The 18966-nt window shown below is 33.4% G+C and carries 17 protein-coding genes; 3 read left to right on the forward strand and 14 right to left on the reverse strand.

Translation table 11 applies throughout. The annotated features are described in order from the left end of the window. Positions 1–50 precede the first annotated feature (50 nt). The gene (ligD, locus tag PFY09_RS10240) at positions 51–1931 is read left to right on the forward strand and encodes a DNA ligase D (RefSeq protein ID WP_271159634.1); all 1881 of its coding nucleotides are present in this window, start codon (positions 51–53) and stop codon (positions 1929–1931) included. A gap of 2 nt (positions 1932–1933) precedes the next feature. On the opposite strand, the gene PFY09_RS10245 is transcribed toward ligD, so the two are convergent. The 5 genes from PFY09_RS10245 to PFY09_RS10265 all read right to left on the reverse strand — a co-directional run bounded on the left by PFY09_RS10245 (position 1934) and on the right by PFY09_RS10265 (position 5433). Beyond that, positions 1934–2395 (reverse strand): hypothetical protein, encoded by a 462-nt coding sequence (locus PFY09_RS10245; protein WP_271159635.1) that lies wholly within the window; start codon positions 2393–2395, stop codon positions 1934–1936. Positions 2396–2403: 8 nt separating this feature from the next. Continuing rightward, positions 2404–3135: an SDR family NAD(P)-dependent oxidoreductase gene (locus tag PFY09_RS10250; RefSeq protein WP_271159636.1), complete on the reverse strand. Its 732-nt coding sequence runs from the start codon at positions 3133–3135 to the stop codon at positions 2404–2406. A gap of 492 nt (positions 3136–3627) precedes the next feature. Further along, positions 3628–3996 carry a preprotein translocase subunit YajC gene (gene yajC, locus PFY09_RS10255; protein ID WP_256040897.1) on the reverse strand — a complete coding sequence of 123 codons (369 nt, stop codon included), beginning with the start codon at positions 3994–3996 and terminating at the stop codon, positions 3628–3630. Between the two features lie 4 nt (positions 3997–4000). After that, positions 4001–4516: a DUF1573 domain-containing protein gene (locus PFY09_RS10260; RefSeq protein WP_271159637.1), complete on the reverse strand. Its 516-nt coding sequence runs from the start codon at positions 4514–4516 to the stop codon at positions 4001–4003. An 11-nt stretch (positions 4517–4527) separates the two neighbouring features. After that, positions 4528–5433, reverse strand: a complete 906-nt coding sequence (locus PFY09_RS10265) for a transcription antitermination protein NusB (protein ID WP_076390651.1) — start codon at positions 5431–5433, stop codon at positions 4528–4530. 91 nt (positions 5434–5524) lie between these two features. Here PFY09_RS10265 and PFY09_RS10270 point away from each other — a divergent pair, with 91 nt between their 5' ends. Together PFY09_RS10270 and PFY09_RS10275 are read left to right on the forward strand one after the other, a co-directional pair. Further along, entirely contained in the window at positions 5525–7186 is a 1662-nt protein-coding gene (locus PFY09_RS10270; RefSeq protein WP_076390650.1) for an ABC transporter ATP-binding protein, read from the forward strand. A 99-nt stretch (positions 7187–7285) separates the two neighbouring features. Continuing rightward, positions 7286–7621: a DUF3276 family protein gene (locus PFY09_RS10275; RefSeq protein ID WP_002976288.1), complete on the forward strand. Its 336-nt coding sequence runs from the start codon at positions 7286–7288 to the stop codon at positions 7619–7621. 203 nt (positions 7622–7824) lie between these two features. Here PFY09_RS10275 and PFY09_RS10280 read toward each other — a convergent pair whose 3' ends face one another. The 9 genes from PFY09_RS10280 to PFY09_RS10320 form a co-directional block, all read right to left on the reverse strand. After that, a complete protein-coding gene (locus tag PFY09_RS10280) occupies positions 7825–8166 on the reverse strand; it encodes a hypothetical protein (RefSeq protein ID WP_271159638.1) in 342 nt (113 codons plus the stop codon). A 284-nt stretch (positions 8167–8450) separates the two neighbouring features. Next, complete coding sequence (locus tag PFY09_RS10285) at positions 8451–8714, reverse strand: hypothetical protein (protein WP_271159639.1); 264 nt, start codon at positions 8712–8714, stop codon at positions 8451–8453. A 479-nt stretch (positions 8715–9193) separates the two neighbouring features. After that, positions 9194–9709 (reverse strand): hypothetical protein, encoded by a 516-nt coding sequence (locus PFY09_RS10290; RefSeq protein ID WP_271159640.1) that lies wholly within the window; start codon positions 9707–9709, stop codon positions 9194–9196. Positions 9710–10194: 485 nt separating this feature from the next. Beyond that, positions 10195–12039 carry a T9SS type A sorting domain-containing protein gene (locus PFY09_RS10295; RefSeq protein ID WP_271159641.1) on the reverse strand — a complete coding sequence of 615 codons (1845 nt, stop codon included), beginning with the start codon at positions 12037–12039 and terminating at the stop codon, positions 10195–10197. Positions 12040–12057: 18 nt separating this feature from the next. Beyond that, on the reverse strand, positions 12058–13233 hold the full coding sequence (locus PFY09_RS10300) for an autotransporter outer membrane beta-barrel domain-containing protein (RefSeq protein WP_271159642.1): 1176 nt from the start codon (positions 13231–13233) through the stop codon (positions 12058–12060). A 730-nt stretch (positions 13234–13963) separates the two neighbouring features. Continuing rightward, positions 13964–15184, reverse strand: a complete 1221-nt coding sequence (locus PFY09_RS10305) for an ATP-binding protein (RefSeq protein WP_271159643.1) — start codon at positions 15182–15184, stop codon at positions 13964–13966. Between the two features lie 104 nt (positions 15185–15288). Beyond that, positions 15289–16893, reverse strand: a complete 1605-nt coding sequence (locus PFY09_RS10310) for an eCIS core domain-containing protein (RefSeq protein WP_271159644.1) — start codon at positions 16891–16893, stop codon at positions 15289–15291. A 13-nt stretch (positions 16894–16906) separates the two neighbouring features. Further along, the gene (locus PFY09_RS10315) at positions 16907–18346 is read right to left on the reverse strand and encodes a contractile injection system tape measure protein (RefSeq protein ID WP_271159645.1); all 1440 of its coding nucleotides are present in this window, start codon (positions 18344–18346) and stop codon (positions 16907–16909) included. A gap of 17 nt (positions 18347–18363) precedes the next feature. Further along, positions 18364–18960 carry a hypothetical protein gene (locus PFY09_RS10320; protein WP_271159646.1) on the reverse strand — a complete coding sequence of 199 codons (597 nt, stop codon included), beginning with the start codon at positions 18958–18960 and terminating at the stop codon, positions 18364–18366. Between the last annotated feature and the right edge of the window lie 6 nt (positions 18961–18966).

The raw sequence follows: 18966 nt of genomic DNA on the forward strand, positions 1-18966 counted from the left end.
GGTACAATTCTTTAGTTGACGAAAAGAAAATTGAAAACTTTATCAAACCCATGTTGGCAAAACCGCATGAAGGGGCTTTTGATGATGAAGATTGGCTATTTGAAATCAAGTGGGACGGCTATCGTGCCGTTGCCGATTTAAGCACCGATCAACCTCTCTTCTACTCCCGAAATGGGATCTCTTTCTTTTCAAAATTTGAAAAAATATCACGGGATTTTGAAAATCAGATCCATCATATGATTCTTGACGGTGAAATTGTTGCCTATGACGAAAACGGAAAACCTAATTTCCAATGGCTTCAGCAGATCGGGGACAATCCGGATCTGGCTCTCACCTATCAGGTTTTTGATATTTTATGGCTTAATGGTCACTCTACCGAAGAACTTCCTTTGATTCAGCGGAAAGAACTTTTAAAAGAAGCTTTAGTGGAAACCGATGTCATCAGATATTGTGATCATGTTTCGGAAAAAGGGACTGCATTTTTCAGTCAGATGAAAAAGATGAAGCTTGAAGGGATGATTGCCAAAAAAGCCAACAGCATTTATGTAGAAAATCACCGAAGTTCCGACTGGCTGAAAATAAAATTTACCAATACTGAAGAAGCCATTATTTGCGGTTTTACAGAACCACGGGGTTCGAGAGAAGGTTTCGGAGCTTTGATTTTAGGAAAATATATTGATGGAAAGCTTACCTACAGCGGACATACCGGAACAGGATTTAACCGTGAACTGATTCAGGAAATTCTTCGGAAATTAGAAAAAATTACTGTCTCAAAATCACCTTTCGAGATGAAACCCAAAACCAATATGCCGGTAACATGGACAAAACCTGAACTGGTGTGCGAAATCAAATATTCTGAAATTACCAAAGACGGAATTTTCAGACATCCTGTTTTTATCGCGCTCAGAGAAGACAAAAATCCTGAAGATGTTGAAAATACTTCCGAAGAAACAGAAACTATTTCCCAACCCAAAATGACTAAAATGACAACTTCAAAAAAGATAAAATCGTCTGAAAACGAGCAAGAAATTACCCTAAACCGACATAAGGTAAAACTGACCAATCAGGACAAAATATATTTTCCGAAAGATAGTATTACAAAAGGTGATGTCATCGAATATTACCAGTCGGTTGCAGAGTATATTTTACCTCATCTTAAAAACCGTCCGCTTTCGCTAAACCGTTTCCCGAACGGAATCGAAGTGCAGAATTTTTATCAGAAAGACGCAGGTGACAGTATTCCGGACTGGATAAAAACAACGAAGGTTTACTCGGAATCGAACGATAAAGACATCGATTATATTTATTGTAACGACAAAGCTACTTTGGCTTATTTAAACAATTTAGGCTGTATTGATATGAATCCGTGGAATTCTTCACTTCCCGATCTCGATCACCCTGACTTTTTGGTTTTAGACCTTGATCCTTCGAAAAAGAATACGTTTGATGAGGTTATTGAAACCGCTTTGCAGGTAAATGAAGTTTTAGAATCTGTAAAAATCGACGGATACTGCAAAACTTCCGGAAGCACGGGAATTCATATCTACATTCCGATGGGTGGAAAATACGAATTTGATCAGGTAAAAGATTTTGCGCACCTTTTAATGAAACAAGTCAATGAAAAATTGCCGAAACTCACGACACTGGAAAGAAGCTTACAAAAGCGTGACAACAAGAAAATCTACCTTGATTATCTTCAAAACAGAACCGGACAGACTTTAGCAAGTGCTTACAGTTTGCGTCCAAAAGAAGGAGCTTCCGTTTCGATGCCTCTGGAATGGAAAGAACTGAAAAAAGGCTTAAAACCGACAGATTTCAACATTCACAATGCTTTAGACAGAATTAAAGAAAAGGGAGATTTGTTTAAACCTGTTCTGGGAAAGGGAATTGATATGATGAAGGCGTTGGAATTGTTGCAGGATGCTGAATGAAATTAATGCTTTAAATTTTCAATCAATTTTAAGCAAAAATCGATGCTATTTTCATCTCTTAAATGATTGATGAGTAGGTATAAATTGTTAACAATATCATCAACAGATAAAATTAAATCATCGTTAAAAAATTTTCTCCGCATTAAGTACATTTCCAAATTAATATAAATATATCTCAGATACTCAACATTATTAATTTTTGAAAAACACTCGCAGAAAACGTAGGATGATTCATATTTTCCTTTTAATATAAATTGTGTAAAATATAAAAAAACTGCAAAAAAATATAATTGATGATCTTCCCATTTAAAAATTTCTTCTATAAAATCATCATGCTGTTTTGCTGTAAAACGATCTAAAATATTTTCAAGGTACGGAAAATGATCATATTCAAAACTTTCCGAACTGTCATAAGAGCTTATATTGTCAATATAAGTTTTAATTTCTAAAAACTGATCATTCATAGTATGAGTTAAGGAAGTTTCGCCACCAGAATTTCAGGCAGCATTTTCAAAATCAGATAAATGATTTTCCATTTGAAATTCGGAACAATAGTGAAAGAATTTCCTGCGTTTACGATATATTTTGCTACATAATCAGGTTCCATCATTAAAGATTCATTCAACTGTAAGCCTTCATTGATTTTTGTACGGATGTAGCCAATCACCAAAGCATTGACTTTTATATTTCTTGAAGCCAGTTCCTGCCTTAAACCAGCTAAATACGTGGTAAAAGCAGCTTTTGTACTGCCGTAAACAAAATTGCTTTTTCTCCCGCGAACTCCCGAAAGCGAAGATAATCCGATAATTCTTTCCAGATTTTTATTGTTCTTATCCGTCGCAATAATATTCAGAATAGAAACGGCTCCCATATAATTGACCAGCATCATTTGCTGAGCTCCTTTGAAGTCTATCAAAGCGGTTTCATTATCCACTAAAAAACCTGCGGCATACACCACAATATGAGGTTTTGCAGGAAGTTCAGCATAAAATTTCTGATGAGAATCAAAATCAACAGCATCGAAAGATAAAATCTTCACTTTGGAATTCAGATTGTGTTCTGAAACAAATTGTTCTAAAGATTTTGTATTTCGGGAAGCGGCAATAACGGAAAATCCTTTTTCAACGTATTGTTTCGCTGCTTGTTTTGCAACATCGGAATTGGCGCCTAAAATGAGAACGGTTTTGTTTGTGTTTTGATTCATGGGGCAAAGATAGTTTAAACCACAAATAACACAAAGATTTTCACTAATGGCACAAAGATTTACCGCCATTTTTGTAATTTCGACGAAGGAGAAATCTATTTTTTACCATTAAGATTTTAGTTGAGAAGTTAAGATTATTAAGGTAGAAGCTTCGCTTTTGATTTCCCGGAGATTTTTTAAACACTAATTGCACAAATGGTTTTCACGAATAAACACAATTGCTAAATGCTCTCCTGGCATTTCGACGAAGGAGAAATCTATTCTTTTAACCGTTAAGATTTTAGTTGAGAAGTTAAGATTATTAAGGTAGATTCTTCTCTCCGCTTCGCTGCGGTCAGAATGACAATCCTACGTTAAAAATAATTGCAGCTTAGATTCCTACGAATGATAAATTTTCCAGATATTAAAATAGAAAAATATTCATATAAAAAAGTTTCGGCGGGGTGAGCTTTGCTCACCCCGCCGAAACGAAATATTTTAAAAACTTAAAAATTATTTTTTCTCAGTTTCGATTTCTTTTTTGTCTTCCGCTTTATCAGAAGTTTTGGATTTATCTCCAAAACGCGCTTCCGTAAATTCTCTTGAAACCGCAGCTTTTTCGAATTTCAGCTTTCCTGATAATGTTTCAATGACGAAACCATCGTCCTGAACCTGAGCAATTCTTCCGTGAAGTCCGGAAGTAAGAACCACCCTTGTTCCCACTTTCAGAGTTTCCTGAAAGTTTTTCTCCTGCTTCTGCTTTCTCATCTGAGGTCTGATCATCAGGAAGTAGAAACCTACCACCATCACCCCCATCATGATCATCATCATTCCTCCGCCACCTTGTGGCTGTGCCTGTAAAAATATGGATAATAAATTCATGATCTTATGGGTGAATATTAGCAGTGAAATTGATTCGGATCGGAGCTTTTTCTACGTTTGCGAAAACATCAGCAAATTTGTTAACATTTCCGTCGAAGTTTGTAGAATCGAAATGCAAAGTAATCTTTCCTTTTTTACCCGGCATAATCGGGTCTTTTGTAAAATCAGGAGCTGTACATCCGCATCCGGGCTTTACTTCAGAGATTATCAATGGATTTGTTCCGGTATTGGTAATTTCGTAAACGTGCTCTACTTTATCGCCTTTTTTAATTTTTCCGAAATCGAAATTGCTTTCAGAAAGGGCAACCGTAGTGAGTGGCTGATTGGAAGCCGGAGCAGCAGTTGTTTCTCCCGAAACCGGAGCTACAGCAGCAGAGTCTCCCGTTGTTGCAGGCATTGAAGCTACAGTAGAATCTGTTGCAGCAGTTTCTGTTCCTGTAACCTCTTTATTTTCTTTTTTGCAGGAAACGAATCCAAAGCCTATGACAGACAAAGCAATGATGGATAATGTCTTTTTCATATGAAGATAATTTATATTCTGTTTAAATCTTTACAATATTTATCTAAAATTCCATTAATGAAAATGTTTGAACGGTCGGTAGCAAAAACTTTTGCGATCTCGATATATTCATTAATGATGACTCTTGAAGGGGTGAAAGGAAAATTGTCCAGTTCCGCCATTGCCGTCGATAAAATGACTTTATCCATGAGAGAAACTCTTTCAAGATCCCAGTTTTCCAGTCTTTCTTCCAGTTTCTTTTCATTGTTTTCCCAACTGTCCAACGTGTTTCTAAGAAGTTTCATCGCGAAAGTTTTATCGTCTTCGTCTTTAATCATTTTAATTAAAGTACGGCTTTCTTCATCTTCTTTCAGGAAACCGATGGTTTTCTGCACCATTGAGTTCGCAATGTGAATATCATCATACCATGAAAGTTCTTTATCGCTCAGATAATCATGGAAATCGTCGTTTTCAGCAATGTATCTTAAAAATAATTTCCCGATAAACTTCTGATCTTCTTCAAAAGAATATCCTTCTTCTTTCATAAAATCCTGATAACGCTTTCCGGCAGACATTCTCTGGAAAGTTTTTACCAAAAGATCATCATGCAGGTCCCATTTCAATTGCTTGTGCTGTCCTGTGAAAAATAATCTCTCAGGATTTTCTTCCAATTTAATTAAAACTTGATTGTTGATGAATTTTTGGTTAGGATTAATCTCAGCATCGGTTTTGATGTATTTGTTTTTACCGATTTCAATCTGGTTTTCCGCCAGTTCTTTCAGTGCAACCAAAAAGTTCAACTGGTAGATGTAGAGATGATAGATTTTCTCTATTCCGGCGAACATATTTTTCTCTAATACATCAAACTTTACAGGATTCTGGTAATAAGAATACACAGTCTGTACTACTTTTTCACGGATTTGTCGTCTTCCTAACATTCAAAGAGCTTTTTTATGGGTGCAAAGATACAAAATTTAAAATTTATGAAATTCGTAGTCTGAGGTGATTTTTGTAATTTTGTGAAACTTTATGAAAGCGCTAAAAACATTAAACCCCTATTTCTGGAAGCACAAAATATTGTTGTTCTGGGGAGTATTATTCATCATTGCAAGTAATTTTTTCAATATATATAAGGTACAGTATGTAGGAAAATCTGTAGACGAGCTTACGAAAAACGGGAATTTAGGCTTCAACAGACAGGTTTTAGTCTATGTTGCCATTATTGTCGGCTGTTCTTTACTCACCGGATTTTTCACTTTCATGATGCGACAGACGATTATTGTGGCTTCAAGAAGAATAGAATATGAACTTAAAAATAAAATCTACAGACATTATCAGGATTTATCTTTAACGGATTACAAACAAACCACGATCGGAGATTTAATGAACCGTTTGAGTGAAGATGTGGTTGCAGTAAGGATGTATCTTGGTCCGGGCGTGATGTATGTTGCCAATCTGATCGTTCTTGTGGTGATTACCGCAATTTATATGCTTACCACGGATGTCTCGATGACGCTCTGGACTTTGCTTCCCCTTCCGATTTTATCCTTTGCTATTTATAAAGTAAGCTCAATAATCAATCAGAAATCAAAGATCATGCAGAAAAGCCAGTCGGCGATTTCTACTTTTGTACAGGACAGTTTTTCGGGAATCCGCGTGGTGAAATTTTTTGCAAGGGAAAATTATATCAAAAAAAATTATGGTACGAAGGTAACCGACTATCAGAACAAAGCTTTGGATCTGGCAAAAACTGAAGCTTATTTCTTTACGATTATTTTATTCGTTATCGGTTTGCTGAATGTTGCCATTATCTGGATCGGCGGACAGAAATACATTGCCGGAGAATTAAGCATCGGTAAAATTGCCGACTTTTTCATGTATATCAATACGCTTATTTTTCCTTTCTCAATGGTTGGTTGGGTTACATCTGTGAATCAGAGAGCAGAAGCTTCCATGCAGAGAATTAACGAATTCATGGATAAAAAATCTGAAATCGTTAATAAAAACTTCGACAAATATGAAATTAAAGGCGATATTGAGTTCCGAAATGTTTCTTATGTCTATCCGAATACGGGAATCAGAGCTCTGGATAATCTAAGTTTTACTCTGAAAGCCGGAGAATCTTTAGCGATCATGGGAAAAACCGGAAGCGGAAAATCTACGATTGCATTGCTTCTCTGCCGTTTGATTGATCCTACTGAAGGTGAAATTTTAATTGACGGTAAAAATTTAAAAGAACATAATTTAGAAAACTACAGAAATTTCATCGGATATATTCCTCAGGAAAGTTATCTGTTCTCAGATTCCATTGAAAATAACATCGGTTTTGCCATCGACAGACCCTCTCATGAAAAAGTGGTGGAATATGCCAAAATTGCTGATGTCGACAAAAATATTGTTGAGTTCAAGGAACAGTACAAAACTATGGTTGGAGAGCGTGGTGTAATGCTTTCCGGAGGTCAGAAACAGCGAATCTGTATTGCCAGGGCTCTGATTAAAGATCCTAATATCATTATTTTTGATGATTCCCTGTCTGCTTTGGATACTGAAACAGAACAGAACATTCTTGAAAATATAGACCGTAAAATCCGTAATGCAACCTCTATAATCATCACACACAGAGAGTCTAGCGCACAGCGTGCTGATAAGATCCTTAACTTAACCGAAATTAACAATTCCGTAACCGCATAGCAGAATCGTTCACAAATGTTAAATAAATCATAAAAAAAATTTTGTGATTAAAAGAAAACTTTTATATTTGTTCTTAACAAGATTAAAAAATATCTAACAATGAGTGAATACAAGGAACGCCATGAAAATGAAATTTTCACGAAGGTGTTAAAAGCAGGGAGAAGAACTTATTTCTTTGATGTGCGCGAGACGAAAGCAGGAGATTATTATCTTACGATTACAGAAAGTAAGAAGAATTTCGGAGAGAATGGAGAAGCTACATTCGAGAAGCATAAAATTTACCTTTATAAGGAAGATTTTAAGAGTTTTCAGGAGATGTTTAATGAGTCCACAGATTTCATCATTAACGAGAAGGGTGAGGATGTAATATCAGAAAAACACGACAAAGACTTCAAAAGCAGATCTTACACCATCGATTCTGACGACGAAGTTTAAAAAAGAATAATTCTAAAAACACAAGCATCTGAAAAAGGGTGCTTTTTTTGTGCCTGCATTTTATCTGAGCAGAGCATATTTTTCTTTTTCCTGAAGAAAATAAATTATCCCAAAATCTAAAATCCGCCACACAAATAATTGTGAGACGGATTCTTATATTACAGGCACGAATTATCAATTTGTGCTATCGGTTTTTTTGATTATTAGAGCTTATATTTATGGCTAATAATACTATCTTTTTTATGGATGCTAAAAACCAACTCGCCTTTCTTCTTCACAATAGTATCACCAACTTCTATTTCATTTTTATATGAACTCCACCATCTATTATAGTGATTACACTCGCAGGGTTTCTTAGTTATCGGGTTGTAGCCTTTAGTTTTAAACATTTCAGAGGTATATGATGAAGGTGGTGTTTCTACTACTAAAATACATTGTTCCTCTGCAAGTCTCTTTGCATTACTCTGATGATCTATACGATTTGTTAAAAGAAAAAAAATCAGTACAATTATTAAACAGATAATTAAGCCTATTTTTCGTTTCATAATTTAATTAAATTGAAGAGGAGATTTAATATTTTTCTAAAGCCATTTACCAATCGATGATGGAGCATCATTAAATTGTTTTTTATATAAATAGTATATGTTCTTGAAACTCCTACATCATATCTGGTAACTAAATTAAAACCTGTAGTTAGAGTTCTATAAGGGACTTACATGACACTTTTTTAATCGGATGTCGCGGTTCTATTACAGGCACGGATTACAAATCCGCGCTATGGGATGATTTATCTTATAAGAACCTATTTCATCAGATTTTTGACATAAAGCTACAACCCTTGCAAATTAATATCCTTTGATCTGATAAGCTCTGATAACATTCTTAGAAATTTCTTTTTATTAAGAGAAACAACCCCAATTTCATCATAAGAGACATCATCTGATATTAAAACATTATCCGCTACAATTTCAAAAGTAAATCTATTAAAGTTAATAATATCATTACTATTTATTTTAGCATATAATTGTTCCAATAGTACTTGATCATAGCTCAACAAGTCATGAAAAAATTCTTCAAAAAAATCTTTATTCATTATTTAATTATTATTTAGGATATGCTGACCTAACATTAAAACTAGCATCTAAGTGAATTTTTGCATTTCCATGCATATCTGTCCCAATTGTCTTCTCGGATGTCGCGGATTTGTAACTGAGACTATATCTCATAAAATCTACTTCAATATACTATCTAAATCTGCAAAATTTCTTGCTGAGTTAAAATAATAATTCTCCGGCATTATCCCTATTTTTCTTTGATGTATATTTCTTGAAATCTCTCATTATTTCGCTCATCCTATATTTACATTTGCTCTAAAAGTTAATGTAATAACTATGCAAAAATAGTAAGTCTTTTTATGCCTGATAATATTTTAGAGATTCTATAATTGCATTTTTTGTGAAAGCCTTGTAAAAATATCTATTTAAAACAAAAACTTTGCAAATTGCAAAGTTTTTGTTGCTATTACTGACACGGATTACAAATCCGCGCTATGGGGTACCTATCGGGAACCCATTATTTTTTAACCAATGAAGACTCTTTGATTACTTTAGTATCAAATAACGAATTATTATATTCTATTCTCAACAAATAATTATCTCTAATAACTGTTCTTGTCAAATGAGAATCGTTATTATATCCTATCTCGTGCACTTTATTATTCATTAAAAACGCTATTCTATCGAATCTACCAGATATAAAATTAATTATTTTACAATCTTCTTTAAAAACAATATTTTCCTTAGAATTAATAATTATTATGTTTAATGGAATTTTAATTGCAAAAGTAAAAAATAAAGAAAAGAATATTATAGCAAACAAATTAACCCAAAAATTCATTTTTCCTTTCTTTCTTTTTTCATAATAAAAATTTATAATGAATAAAATAATTACAATAAAAACAAATATCATGTAATTTAAAATTTTGGAAAAATCAATAATAATTTGAGTTTGTCTACTATATATTATAATTATCAAAACAATTAAAATATATGTTAACTTGTTTTTTAATAAATCTTCTATAAGTAGCATTACTTTTGTTTTTGAATTATTTTTCTTATTTGATTAGACGTTTTAGATAAAGTATCAGATGTCGCGGATTTGTAATTATGACTATATCTATCCTATAAAAACGACTTCAATAACCAATGCACTATCTAAAAATTTCTTGCTGAGTTAAAATAATAATTCTCCGGCATTATCCCTATTTTTCTTTGATGTATATTTCTTGAAATCGCTCATTATTTCGCTCATACTATATTTACATCTGCTCTAAAAGTTAATGTAATAACTATGCAAAAATAGTAAGTCTTTTTATGCCTGATAACATTTTAGGGATTTTATAATTGCATTTTTTTGAAAGCCCTCTTAAAAACCAAAACTTTGCAGATTGCAAAGTTTTGGTTGCTATTACAGGCACGGATTACAAATCCGCGCTATCGAGTTCCCCCGAAGGACAGCCTTTATTTATTAAGATCCAGAATAGGCAATCATAATGTGTCTATCATTTATGAAAATTATCTTTTGATCACTTTCACTGTTTTCACATTCTTGTCATAAGCATCTATTTTCACCGTGTAAACTCCCGATAATAAGCCAGAAACATCAATGGCTGTGTTTTTATCATTGATTACTTTGGTTATTATTAATTGTCCTGATGCATTGAAAACTGTTATCAAGATTATTTTTTGATCAGAAGAGATATTCAATATATCATTTACCGGATTTGGATAGACAGTTGTAATAAGATCTCTTTTTTCGAAATTAACTGCATCTAAATTTTGGCAAGCAATAAATATAGGACTTGCGGTACTATTTATAGTCCCATTTCCTAATTCTCCAAATTCATTATCTCCCCAAGCCCACAAATTCCCGTTATATTTTAATGCAACTGCATGATAACCATTAGTAGAAATTTGTTCCCAATCATTTGCTGTTCCCACTTGTGTAGGATTAATAGTAGTTGTATAATTACCAAGTCCTAACTGACCATAAGCATTATATCCCCATGACCAAATTGTACCATCTGTTTTTATAGCTGAGCTATATTTCGGTCCAGCTTCAACGCTTTTCCAATTGTTAGCTGTACCTATTTGTATAGGATAAAATACTGTTGAATAACTACCATTTCCTAATTGTCCGAAATCATTGCCTCCCCAAGCCCAAAGAGTTCCGTCGGTTTTTATGGCAAGTGTATGATTATCTCCGCAGTTTACACTTTTCCAATTGTTAGCAGATCCCACCTGAATTGGAAGATATTGAGACACACCACTAAAGCCTAATTGTCCTGAAAGATTATATCCCCAAGCCCATAATGTACCATCAGATTTTATAGCTACAGTATGATAGGATCCTGTTGAAACCGTTTCCCAATTGTTTGCTGTTCCGATTTGAACAGGCACATATCTATTTATTGTAGTTCCATCACCTAATTGTCCAAAACCGTTATATCCCCAAGCCCACAAAGTACCGTCTTCTTTTATCGCAACTGAATGACTGCCATAATTTGAAATAATCTTCCAGTTAGCTGCTACACCAATTTGTGTTGGCATAAGCTTTTTTACTGTCGTGCCGTCGCCTAAGCCTCCATATTCATTTATACCCCAACCCCATAATGTTCCATCTGTTTTTATAGCAAATGATACGCTGTATCCAGCTGTAATATATTTCCAATTAGCAGCATTCCCGATTTGAGTTGGTATGATTTTATCAATTGTTGTACCATCACCCAAAGCACCGTTAGCATTATGCCCCCAAGTCCATAGTGTCCCATTGCTTTTTATGGCAAGGTTATGATATGCTCCACCAGCTATTTTTTGATAACAACCTGAAACAGTGGCTGACTGAACATTAATTACATTTTTAAAAACAGGTCCCCAAACTCCAGAATTATCTTTAACACGAATATTAAAAACATGTAATCCCGCAGATGGTAAGCTGATTCCTGTTTTGGTTAGTTGTTCATAAGTACTGTCAAAATTCCCATCAGTTGCTAAAACAGGAGTTCCATTTCCTGTTCCGGGATCTGTATCCCAGAAGTATTCGGCTTGTGAAACAGCCATTATTGTGGATGTATTATTTTGCTGAACACTAATAATATTAGTGAAAACAGGTCCCCAGACTCCAGTATTATCTTTAACACGGAGACAGAATTTATGTAATCCATTTCCAGGCGTTGAAATGCCTGTTTTTGTTAAATATTCAAAGGCACTATTGAGATTCCCGTCTGTTGCCAAAACCGGAGTACCATTTCCTGTTCCCGGATCATTATCCCAAAAATATTCTGCCTGACTTACATATAATTGCGCAGAGCACAATGTTACCATAAGCAAAGCAATGATACTGTAAATATATTTTCTCATACTTTATATATTTAAGAATTATCTGGAAAATGCTGATCCACTAATATTTAAAGTACCACTAGAAACAGATCTAGGAGTTAAAAGATAATTAACCTGTGGTTTGCCGGCATTATCTATCGGCCAATAATTAGACCAACTGTTTGAACCTCCATAGTGTCCAATATCATTTCTTGTTAAATCTAAATCAGTATACTCTAAATCGGGATTTCCTGCATTTACATTCATTCCTGTTACAGTATAATTAACATTACTAAAATTCATGTTAGCAGATCCTGTATTATTACTTTGTGTTACATTACCATCTGTTAAAAATGCATTAGTAAACATATTATATGTTGCCGTTACTATTGCGTTATTGTTATTATAAATACAGGCATTTGTCACACTAGACACGAAGGAAGATGCATTATTCATGATGGCAATATTTCCTGTATTTCCATTATTTAAATTGATGTAGAATGGAGCCACATCAGTTCCATTAGGATTATAAACGGTATTATTGATAATCTCGTTAGAACTACCCGTTTTAATTGCAAGCACCGTTATTGCGCTTAAAAAATTATTGTAGAATTTAAAATTATAATTAGATTGTGAATGTGTAATACCAAAACTTGATATATTGCCATAAACTTCTACATCTGAAGTGGCGAGATTTGTATCTGAGGCTGTAGAGTTTATATTAATATTTTGTGCTTTGTTTGCTGTACATCTTCCGTGCGAAAACGCAATTGCCCCAGAAACGGTACATCCAGAAATATTTGTAGTCGTATTAGCTTGGTTAGTATTCACATTATTCAGGTAACAGTTAAGAAGATTGATTGTCGTTCTGCCTCCTGTTGTTGCTCCACCTGCAACTATATTATAAATAGTAAAGTTACCAGAGCTTAAACTGCTTATGGTTACAACTCTTCCTGCAGCAGGACTAATAGTAATTGTTCCCTGTATAAAATATCTATTATAGGCGGTTTCGGAAACAAATGTTAAAGATTTGTTTATTGTAAGATTTTCAACATAAGCAGAACCGTTTGTTTTCGGCTGAATAATGATACGATCTCCTTCTGCAGCCGCATTAATAGCAGCTGTTACAGTAGAATAAGCTCCTCCTGCTCCTCCATTCCTAACATACAAATCTGCAGCAAAAGCTTTTGTGGTGAATAGACTCATCAATACAACAATAAATAATTGTTTTGTCATAATTGTATAAAAATTAATAGTTAAAATATTTAAAGTAAAAGTGTTTATTAAAGAATTATTGATTTATATTAAAAATTAGAGATCTGGCAGTTTATTCCAGCTCAAACTCGTTAAAATTTGTACAATCTCATAAATATAAATACATTATCAATGCAGTAATGTAATCTTACATTATTTAAATTAGGAAGTATTAAGAAATTTATATTGACCTTTTAGAAAATATTAGACAAGAAATTGACTAAGTTGCATTCTTTGCCAACTTTAAGAAAGTTATTGTAATTAACAATTTTCATGTTTATAAGTTTCTGCAAATATAATTAATATAAAATAATTTTTTGTTAGAAAATTATCAACGTTCATTTTTTAACATAGAAGTTGTTTAAACTAATTTTAAATTTAACCTTAAAGGATACAAAAGACTTTATTGGATTTATTTAAAATATTTCAATAGTCTGCAAAGAGAAAAAATCTTTGATTTTTTAAAACTTAGTTGCACTTTTTTTCCATTTAACTATTAAACTAAACTTAAGAAACTAAAGTGTTTAAATTTTTTGCTCCTTTTGCGGTAAAAAAGTTTAAACAAGTTTATAATTACCTTTTTAATGTAATTTTCTTTTATAAAATAAAGTCTAATCTTTAAAATTTTCTACACAGCTTACCATTATAAAAAAATAATAAGAACAGTAAATTGATTATAAAAATATTATTCTATCCTAAAAGATTCATCTGATTAAAAAATGATAGGTTTTTCTTCTTTTTGGTATTCTGCTTCTATACCTTTTAATAAAAATGAATTTTTCAACATCACAGTATTGTCTTCAATTGCCTGTAGGCAAGCGTATGTAATCGCAGAAATAATTTGAGCGCCGGTTAAATCATAATTTGTGGCAATTTTATGTAAAATATCAGAATCTTCTAAAGTAACATTCAGGGGAATCATTTTTTGCCAAAGCAATAATCTTTCTTCAGCATTGGGTTTATTATAACTTATTAAACAATTAAATCTGCGTAAAAAAGCATCATCTATATTATTTTTAAAGTTGGTAGTGAGTATAACCAATCCGTTAAAATTCTCTACTCTCTGCAATAAATAGCTCACTTCCTGATTAGCATACCGGTCATTTGAAGATTTTGTCTGAGTACGTTTTCCAAACAAAGCATCTGCTTCATCGAAAATCAAAATCCAGTTTTTATTTTCTGCCTGAGTAAAAATTTTTTCAAGATTTTTTTCTGTTTCTCCGATATATTTCGAAACGATTTGCGATAAATCTACCCGATATACTTCCCTGCCAAATTCTTTACCCAATAAGGTAGCTGTTAATGTTTTTCCTGTTCCGGAAGGTCCGTAAAATAATGCCCTGTAGCCCGGAAGAAGATGCTTTCCCATTCCCCAGTTTTCCCGTAAAGTACGGTGATGCTTTATCCAAAGTCTCATTTGATGAATCTGATTTTGAATAGTGGGACTTACCACCAAATCTTCCCATTGTAACTGAGTGGAAACTTCTTTTGCAGGAAAGTCTTGGCTAAATTTAGGTTTCAATTTTTCTCCGTATAACAATAAATGTATGATTTCAGGCTTTAAAATAAGCCTTCCGCTCATTGAAGGCTCACCTTCTTTTACAGCATCTAGGGTAATAATCTGGTCTTTAAAAAACCAATGAGTGCTATCAAAAAGCTGTTGAATTTTCAGACGATTTTCAATATTTTCTTTTGCTAAAATATATTGTGCTGTTTCACCTGTTGGCAACATTCCTCTGTGGTTTTCTAGTCTTACACCGCCTAATTCTGGAAATTCGCCTCCTTCAGGATGTACTTCTTTAATAATGTCATCAAAAAAATGCGGCAAAACATGAGGGACTAATGCCAATAATAAAATCACAGCTTCATCGTGAGTGGTTTCTCTCCTCAAAATATCCGAAAAAGTATTTTGAAAATTATAATTTTCGAACATTTCTCCTTCTGTTTGAGAAGTGAAAGTATTAATTATGAAAGATTTTAAATTTTGAAAGAGCATAATAGCATTGTTTATTCAATTTTGTATGCTAAAGATTACCACTAAGTCAATCTGGAAACAATTTCTTCAACATAGTTTCTCATTTGTCCAGTTATTCTCGGTTCATCCTTTATATCGTTCCAATCATAATCTCGAGAAGAAGCCGTAGATAAAAAACTGTTCGCAGCGTCTCTTACTCTCCTAAAACCACCATTATAACTTGCAAACACCATTTTCTTTAGTTCATCGCCCGAAGGTTTATTACTTGGCAACGCAGCAAATAATAAATCTGTTGTTCTCCCAATATAAGCAGCAGTTAACAAAATTGACGTTGCTGGTGTTCTTCTAGGGTCTGGAGTTGCAGCTATTGTAACACCATTTGCATTTGCCCAATCAATAGCCTCGTCTCTTGCACTTGTTGAGTGTTGACCAAGACCAACAAAACCATGTCCATTACGTCTATTGGAGCGAATTCCTGATTTTGTCGAAGAAATACCATGAACGGCTGTATTAGTAAGATCTCCCGTTTCTTGACTTATTAGAGCTTTTACGTCAGCCCTAGTAAATCTCGCAACAGATATTGCCGAAAGCAGTGTTCCTACTTGTGGATCATTAAAAAGAGTATCAAACCGAGCATATTCAATTCTTTCATCTGCAACGGTTTCTCTGTTATTTAAAAAAGTAGTAAGACTGCTAATAAATTCAAGTATAGCAGCACGTAAAATTCTGTTTGACTGTCCAGTTAATGCACTTCTGTCACTTCTTTCGTCGGCAACTGCATTATCAATAATAGACTGAACTGGTAATCTTACTGTAGCAGAGTTGGTAGCTGGCGCAGATAATAATGTGCGAAATGTTCCCCATCTACTTTGCATATTTAATAATAAGGTCTCCTCTGCAGAACCAGAAGCGACGAGACTTAATCTTTGAGTAATTAAACGATCTCTCTGACTAAGTTTTGCCCTTAAATTATTCCAACTATTGGGAATTCTTACAGATTCAAATTGTTCAATTTCAAGACTATCTACTGAAGCTGCCGTAGTATGTGCAAATCTTTGCACTTTCCGCCCAACTCCACCTGTTTGCTGCACCGTATGCGTCAACTCATGCGCCAACAAATGTTTTCCCGAATCTGAAGTTGGGTTGTATTTTCCTTCATTAAAATAAATATCATTTCCTACAGCAAAAGCTTGTGCGTTCAGTTCTCTGCTCATTTGTACTGCTTCGCTTCCTGTATGGATTTTCACATTGGAAAAATCTGTTCCGAAACGGCTTTCCATAAAGTTTTTTGTTTCATGATCCATTACGCTTCCTCCTCCTCTGCTGGAATTGATTTGGTTTTCTACGTGACTTGGTGCAACTCCGCCAATTTCTGATGACGAGCGTTGGATAAGTGGCGAAATACTTTCTGCTAAAGGTTTCATCTGGAGTTTTTCTTCTTCTTCACAGGCTGCGCATTTTCTTTGAAGCAATGCTCCAGTATGGATAGTTTGTGGGGAAGGTTCACTCATTTTCATTACTTTATCTGCAACCTGATCGGCTTCTACTTCGTAGGAATCGTTTGCAGAACCTACACTCAGTTTTTTTTGAATAGCAGGTTTGAAAAATGTTGAGTTATTCTTTTTTGATGTTTGTTTTTGTTCTCTTTGAAGGTTTACTGCTTCCATGATCTTATTGTTTTTAGTTCCAATAGCAATGTAAAAAATGGTCCATCCAAGGTGTCTGTATCATGCCAATTCCCCATGGTAAGCTGGATAACAAAACATCTACTCCTTTTTCTTCCACCCACAGTTCTGAAGAATGGACTTCGGACACGGATAATTTTCCCGCTCTTTGTAAAAAAGTTTCTCTAAGTGCTTCTACCGATGTGTTTTTCATCACAGACCAATATTCTATGACGACTAACAACAAATCATTGCAAATTTCTTTTTCTTCTTTGCTGAGCTTTTGTCTGGTATCGATTACATTTTCAACAGGAAAGCCACACATCAGTTTATTTAAAATCAATTCATTTTCAAAGAAAATTTCCTGACCTGTAATTAAATATTGTGTTAATAAAACAGCTTTGTGCTGACTTTCTTTGTCTGTCCAAATCACTCCTTTACATAAATACAGTTTCTGGAAAAGGTTTAAAAGAAAAGGATGCAGAATAACAAGACCTGCATTGTCTATGTAAAGAGATGAAATCTGTAATTCTGAAGTATCTTTTCTTATATTTTCACGAATATCTTGTTGATCTTTTTTCGGGTTTTGATAGTTGTTTTCATTAAAGTTAGCACTATTTTCCTTATCACTTTCAGGGATTTCACCCTTATTCAGAGAAAGTTTTTCGTTACCAACTTCATTTGAACTCTTTTCCTTATTTATTATCTCTTCATTATCAGATTTAATTGTCCCTTCTCTGTTTTTTTTAATTTCATTAAAATCGTATTGCTCTTTATCTTTATTTTCAGAGAGATTTTGCTGATTATGAAGCCGCTTTTCCAGCTCTTCAACGGTAGAAAATTGAATTCTAGAGTTAAAAAAATCTTTTAGAACATGAGAAAGCAGTTGTTTTGCGTTCGAAAGCTTTAAAATTTCAAAATTCACTTTTTCTTTAAAAGATTCTTTAGTATTAAAATAAAATCTGATTAATGCAGTTTTGCTTTGATCAAAAATATTGATGATTTTTTCACAAAACTGTTCTGTAATTTCTATTGCTTCAACAATTTCATCTATATTTTTCGAGTAAGAATTTTCTGCAATAATTCCTGTTTTCAAATATTCAAAAAATAATTTCTCGGAAAATTTCGCATGTGATTCAAATCCGAAATTCCTTAATTTTTCTTCGGTTTTATCTAATTCTAAAACAGGAAAATGATTTTTCAGATATTCTTCAATTTTAAGTAAAGTTTGGTAAACAAGCTCTTTTCGCCATTCTTTTTGAGAAATATTGGGTAACTCAATCGTCAGATTTTCAATTTCCCATTCGTAATTTTCTACTGAATATTGGTCTAAAATGACTTCCAGTTTAGGATAAAAATCTTTCTCCAATACATCGGATAATGTATTTTGTATCTCTTTTCCAAAAACTTGAGAAGAGCATTGAATATCGACAATATGTTGTAGGAGAAGATGCATCTGTAATCGATTTTAAATTAATCTTTACCTTTTAGAAAACTAAATAGAGGACAATGGAAAGAGACCGAAGAAAAAGCATTTCCTTTTGCTATCTCTATTTCAGATTTTCTCTCGCTTGCTATAACATTATTAAAATCAAAAATGATATTATTCTCCTGAAAATAGATACTTGTGCTAAGTGGGTAATCTATTCTCTGTTCATTAATAAGAGTTGTATACGGAACAATAAATCGTACATTTTTTTTATTAAGAGGCATAATATTTTTTAGATATTCTAACACTTTTATATCTTTTTCATTTAAAGGGAAAGAAAATATATTATTTGAAAGTCCCTCTGAGGATTCATTATTATTAATCTGTATACGAAAAGTAATATTTACCCACTGATCTTTTATTCCTTTTATCGAATACCACAAAACGTTTTTTAGGTTATCTATAACAGGATTATCTTCTGTCCAAAAGTGAAAAAACTCTACATTTTGAGTCGGAGGAAATGATATATTCTCTGTATAATTTAATAAATCTGTAAGTACAGCACGTACTTCTGCTGCGGTATTATTTCCGCCATCATTGATGGTTTCTATTTTGTCTTCTACTTGCTTTCTTGTTGTCATGATATT

The sequence above is a fragment of the Chryseobacterium gambrini genome (genome assembly GCF_027920505.1).
GTDB classification, from domain to species: Bacteria; Bacteroidota; Bacteroidia; order Flavobacteriales; family Weeksellaceae; genus Chryseobacterium; species Chryseobacterium gambrini.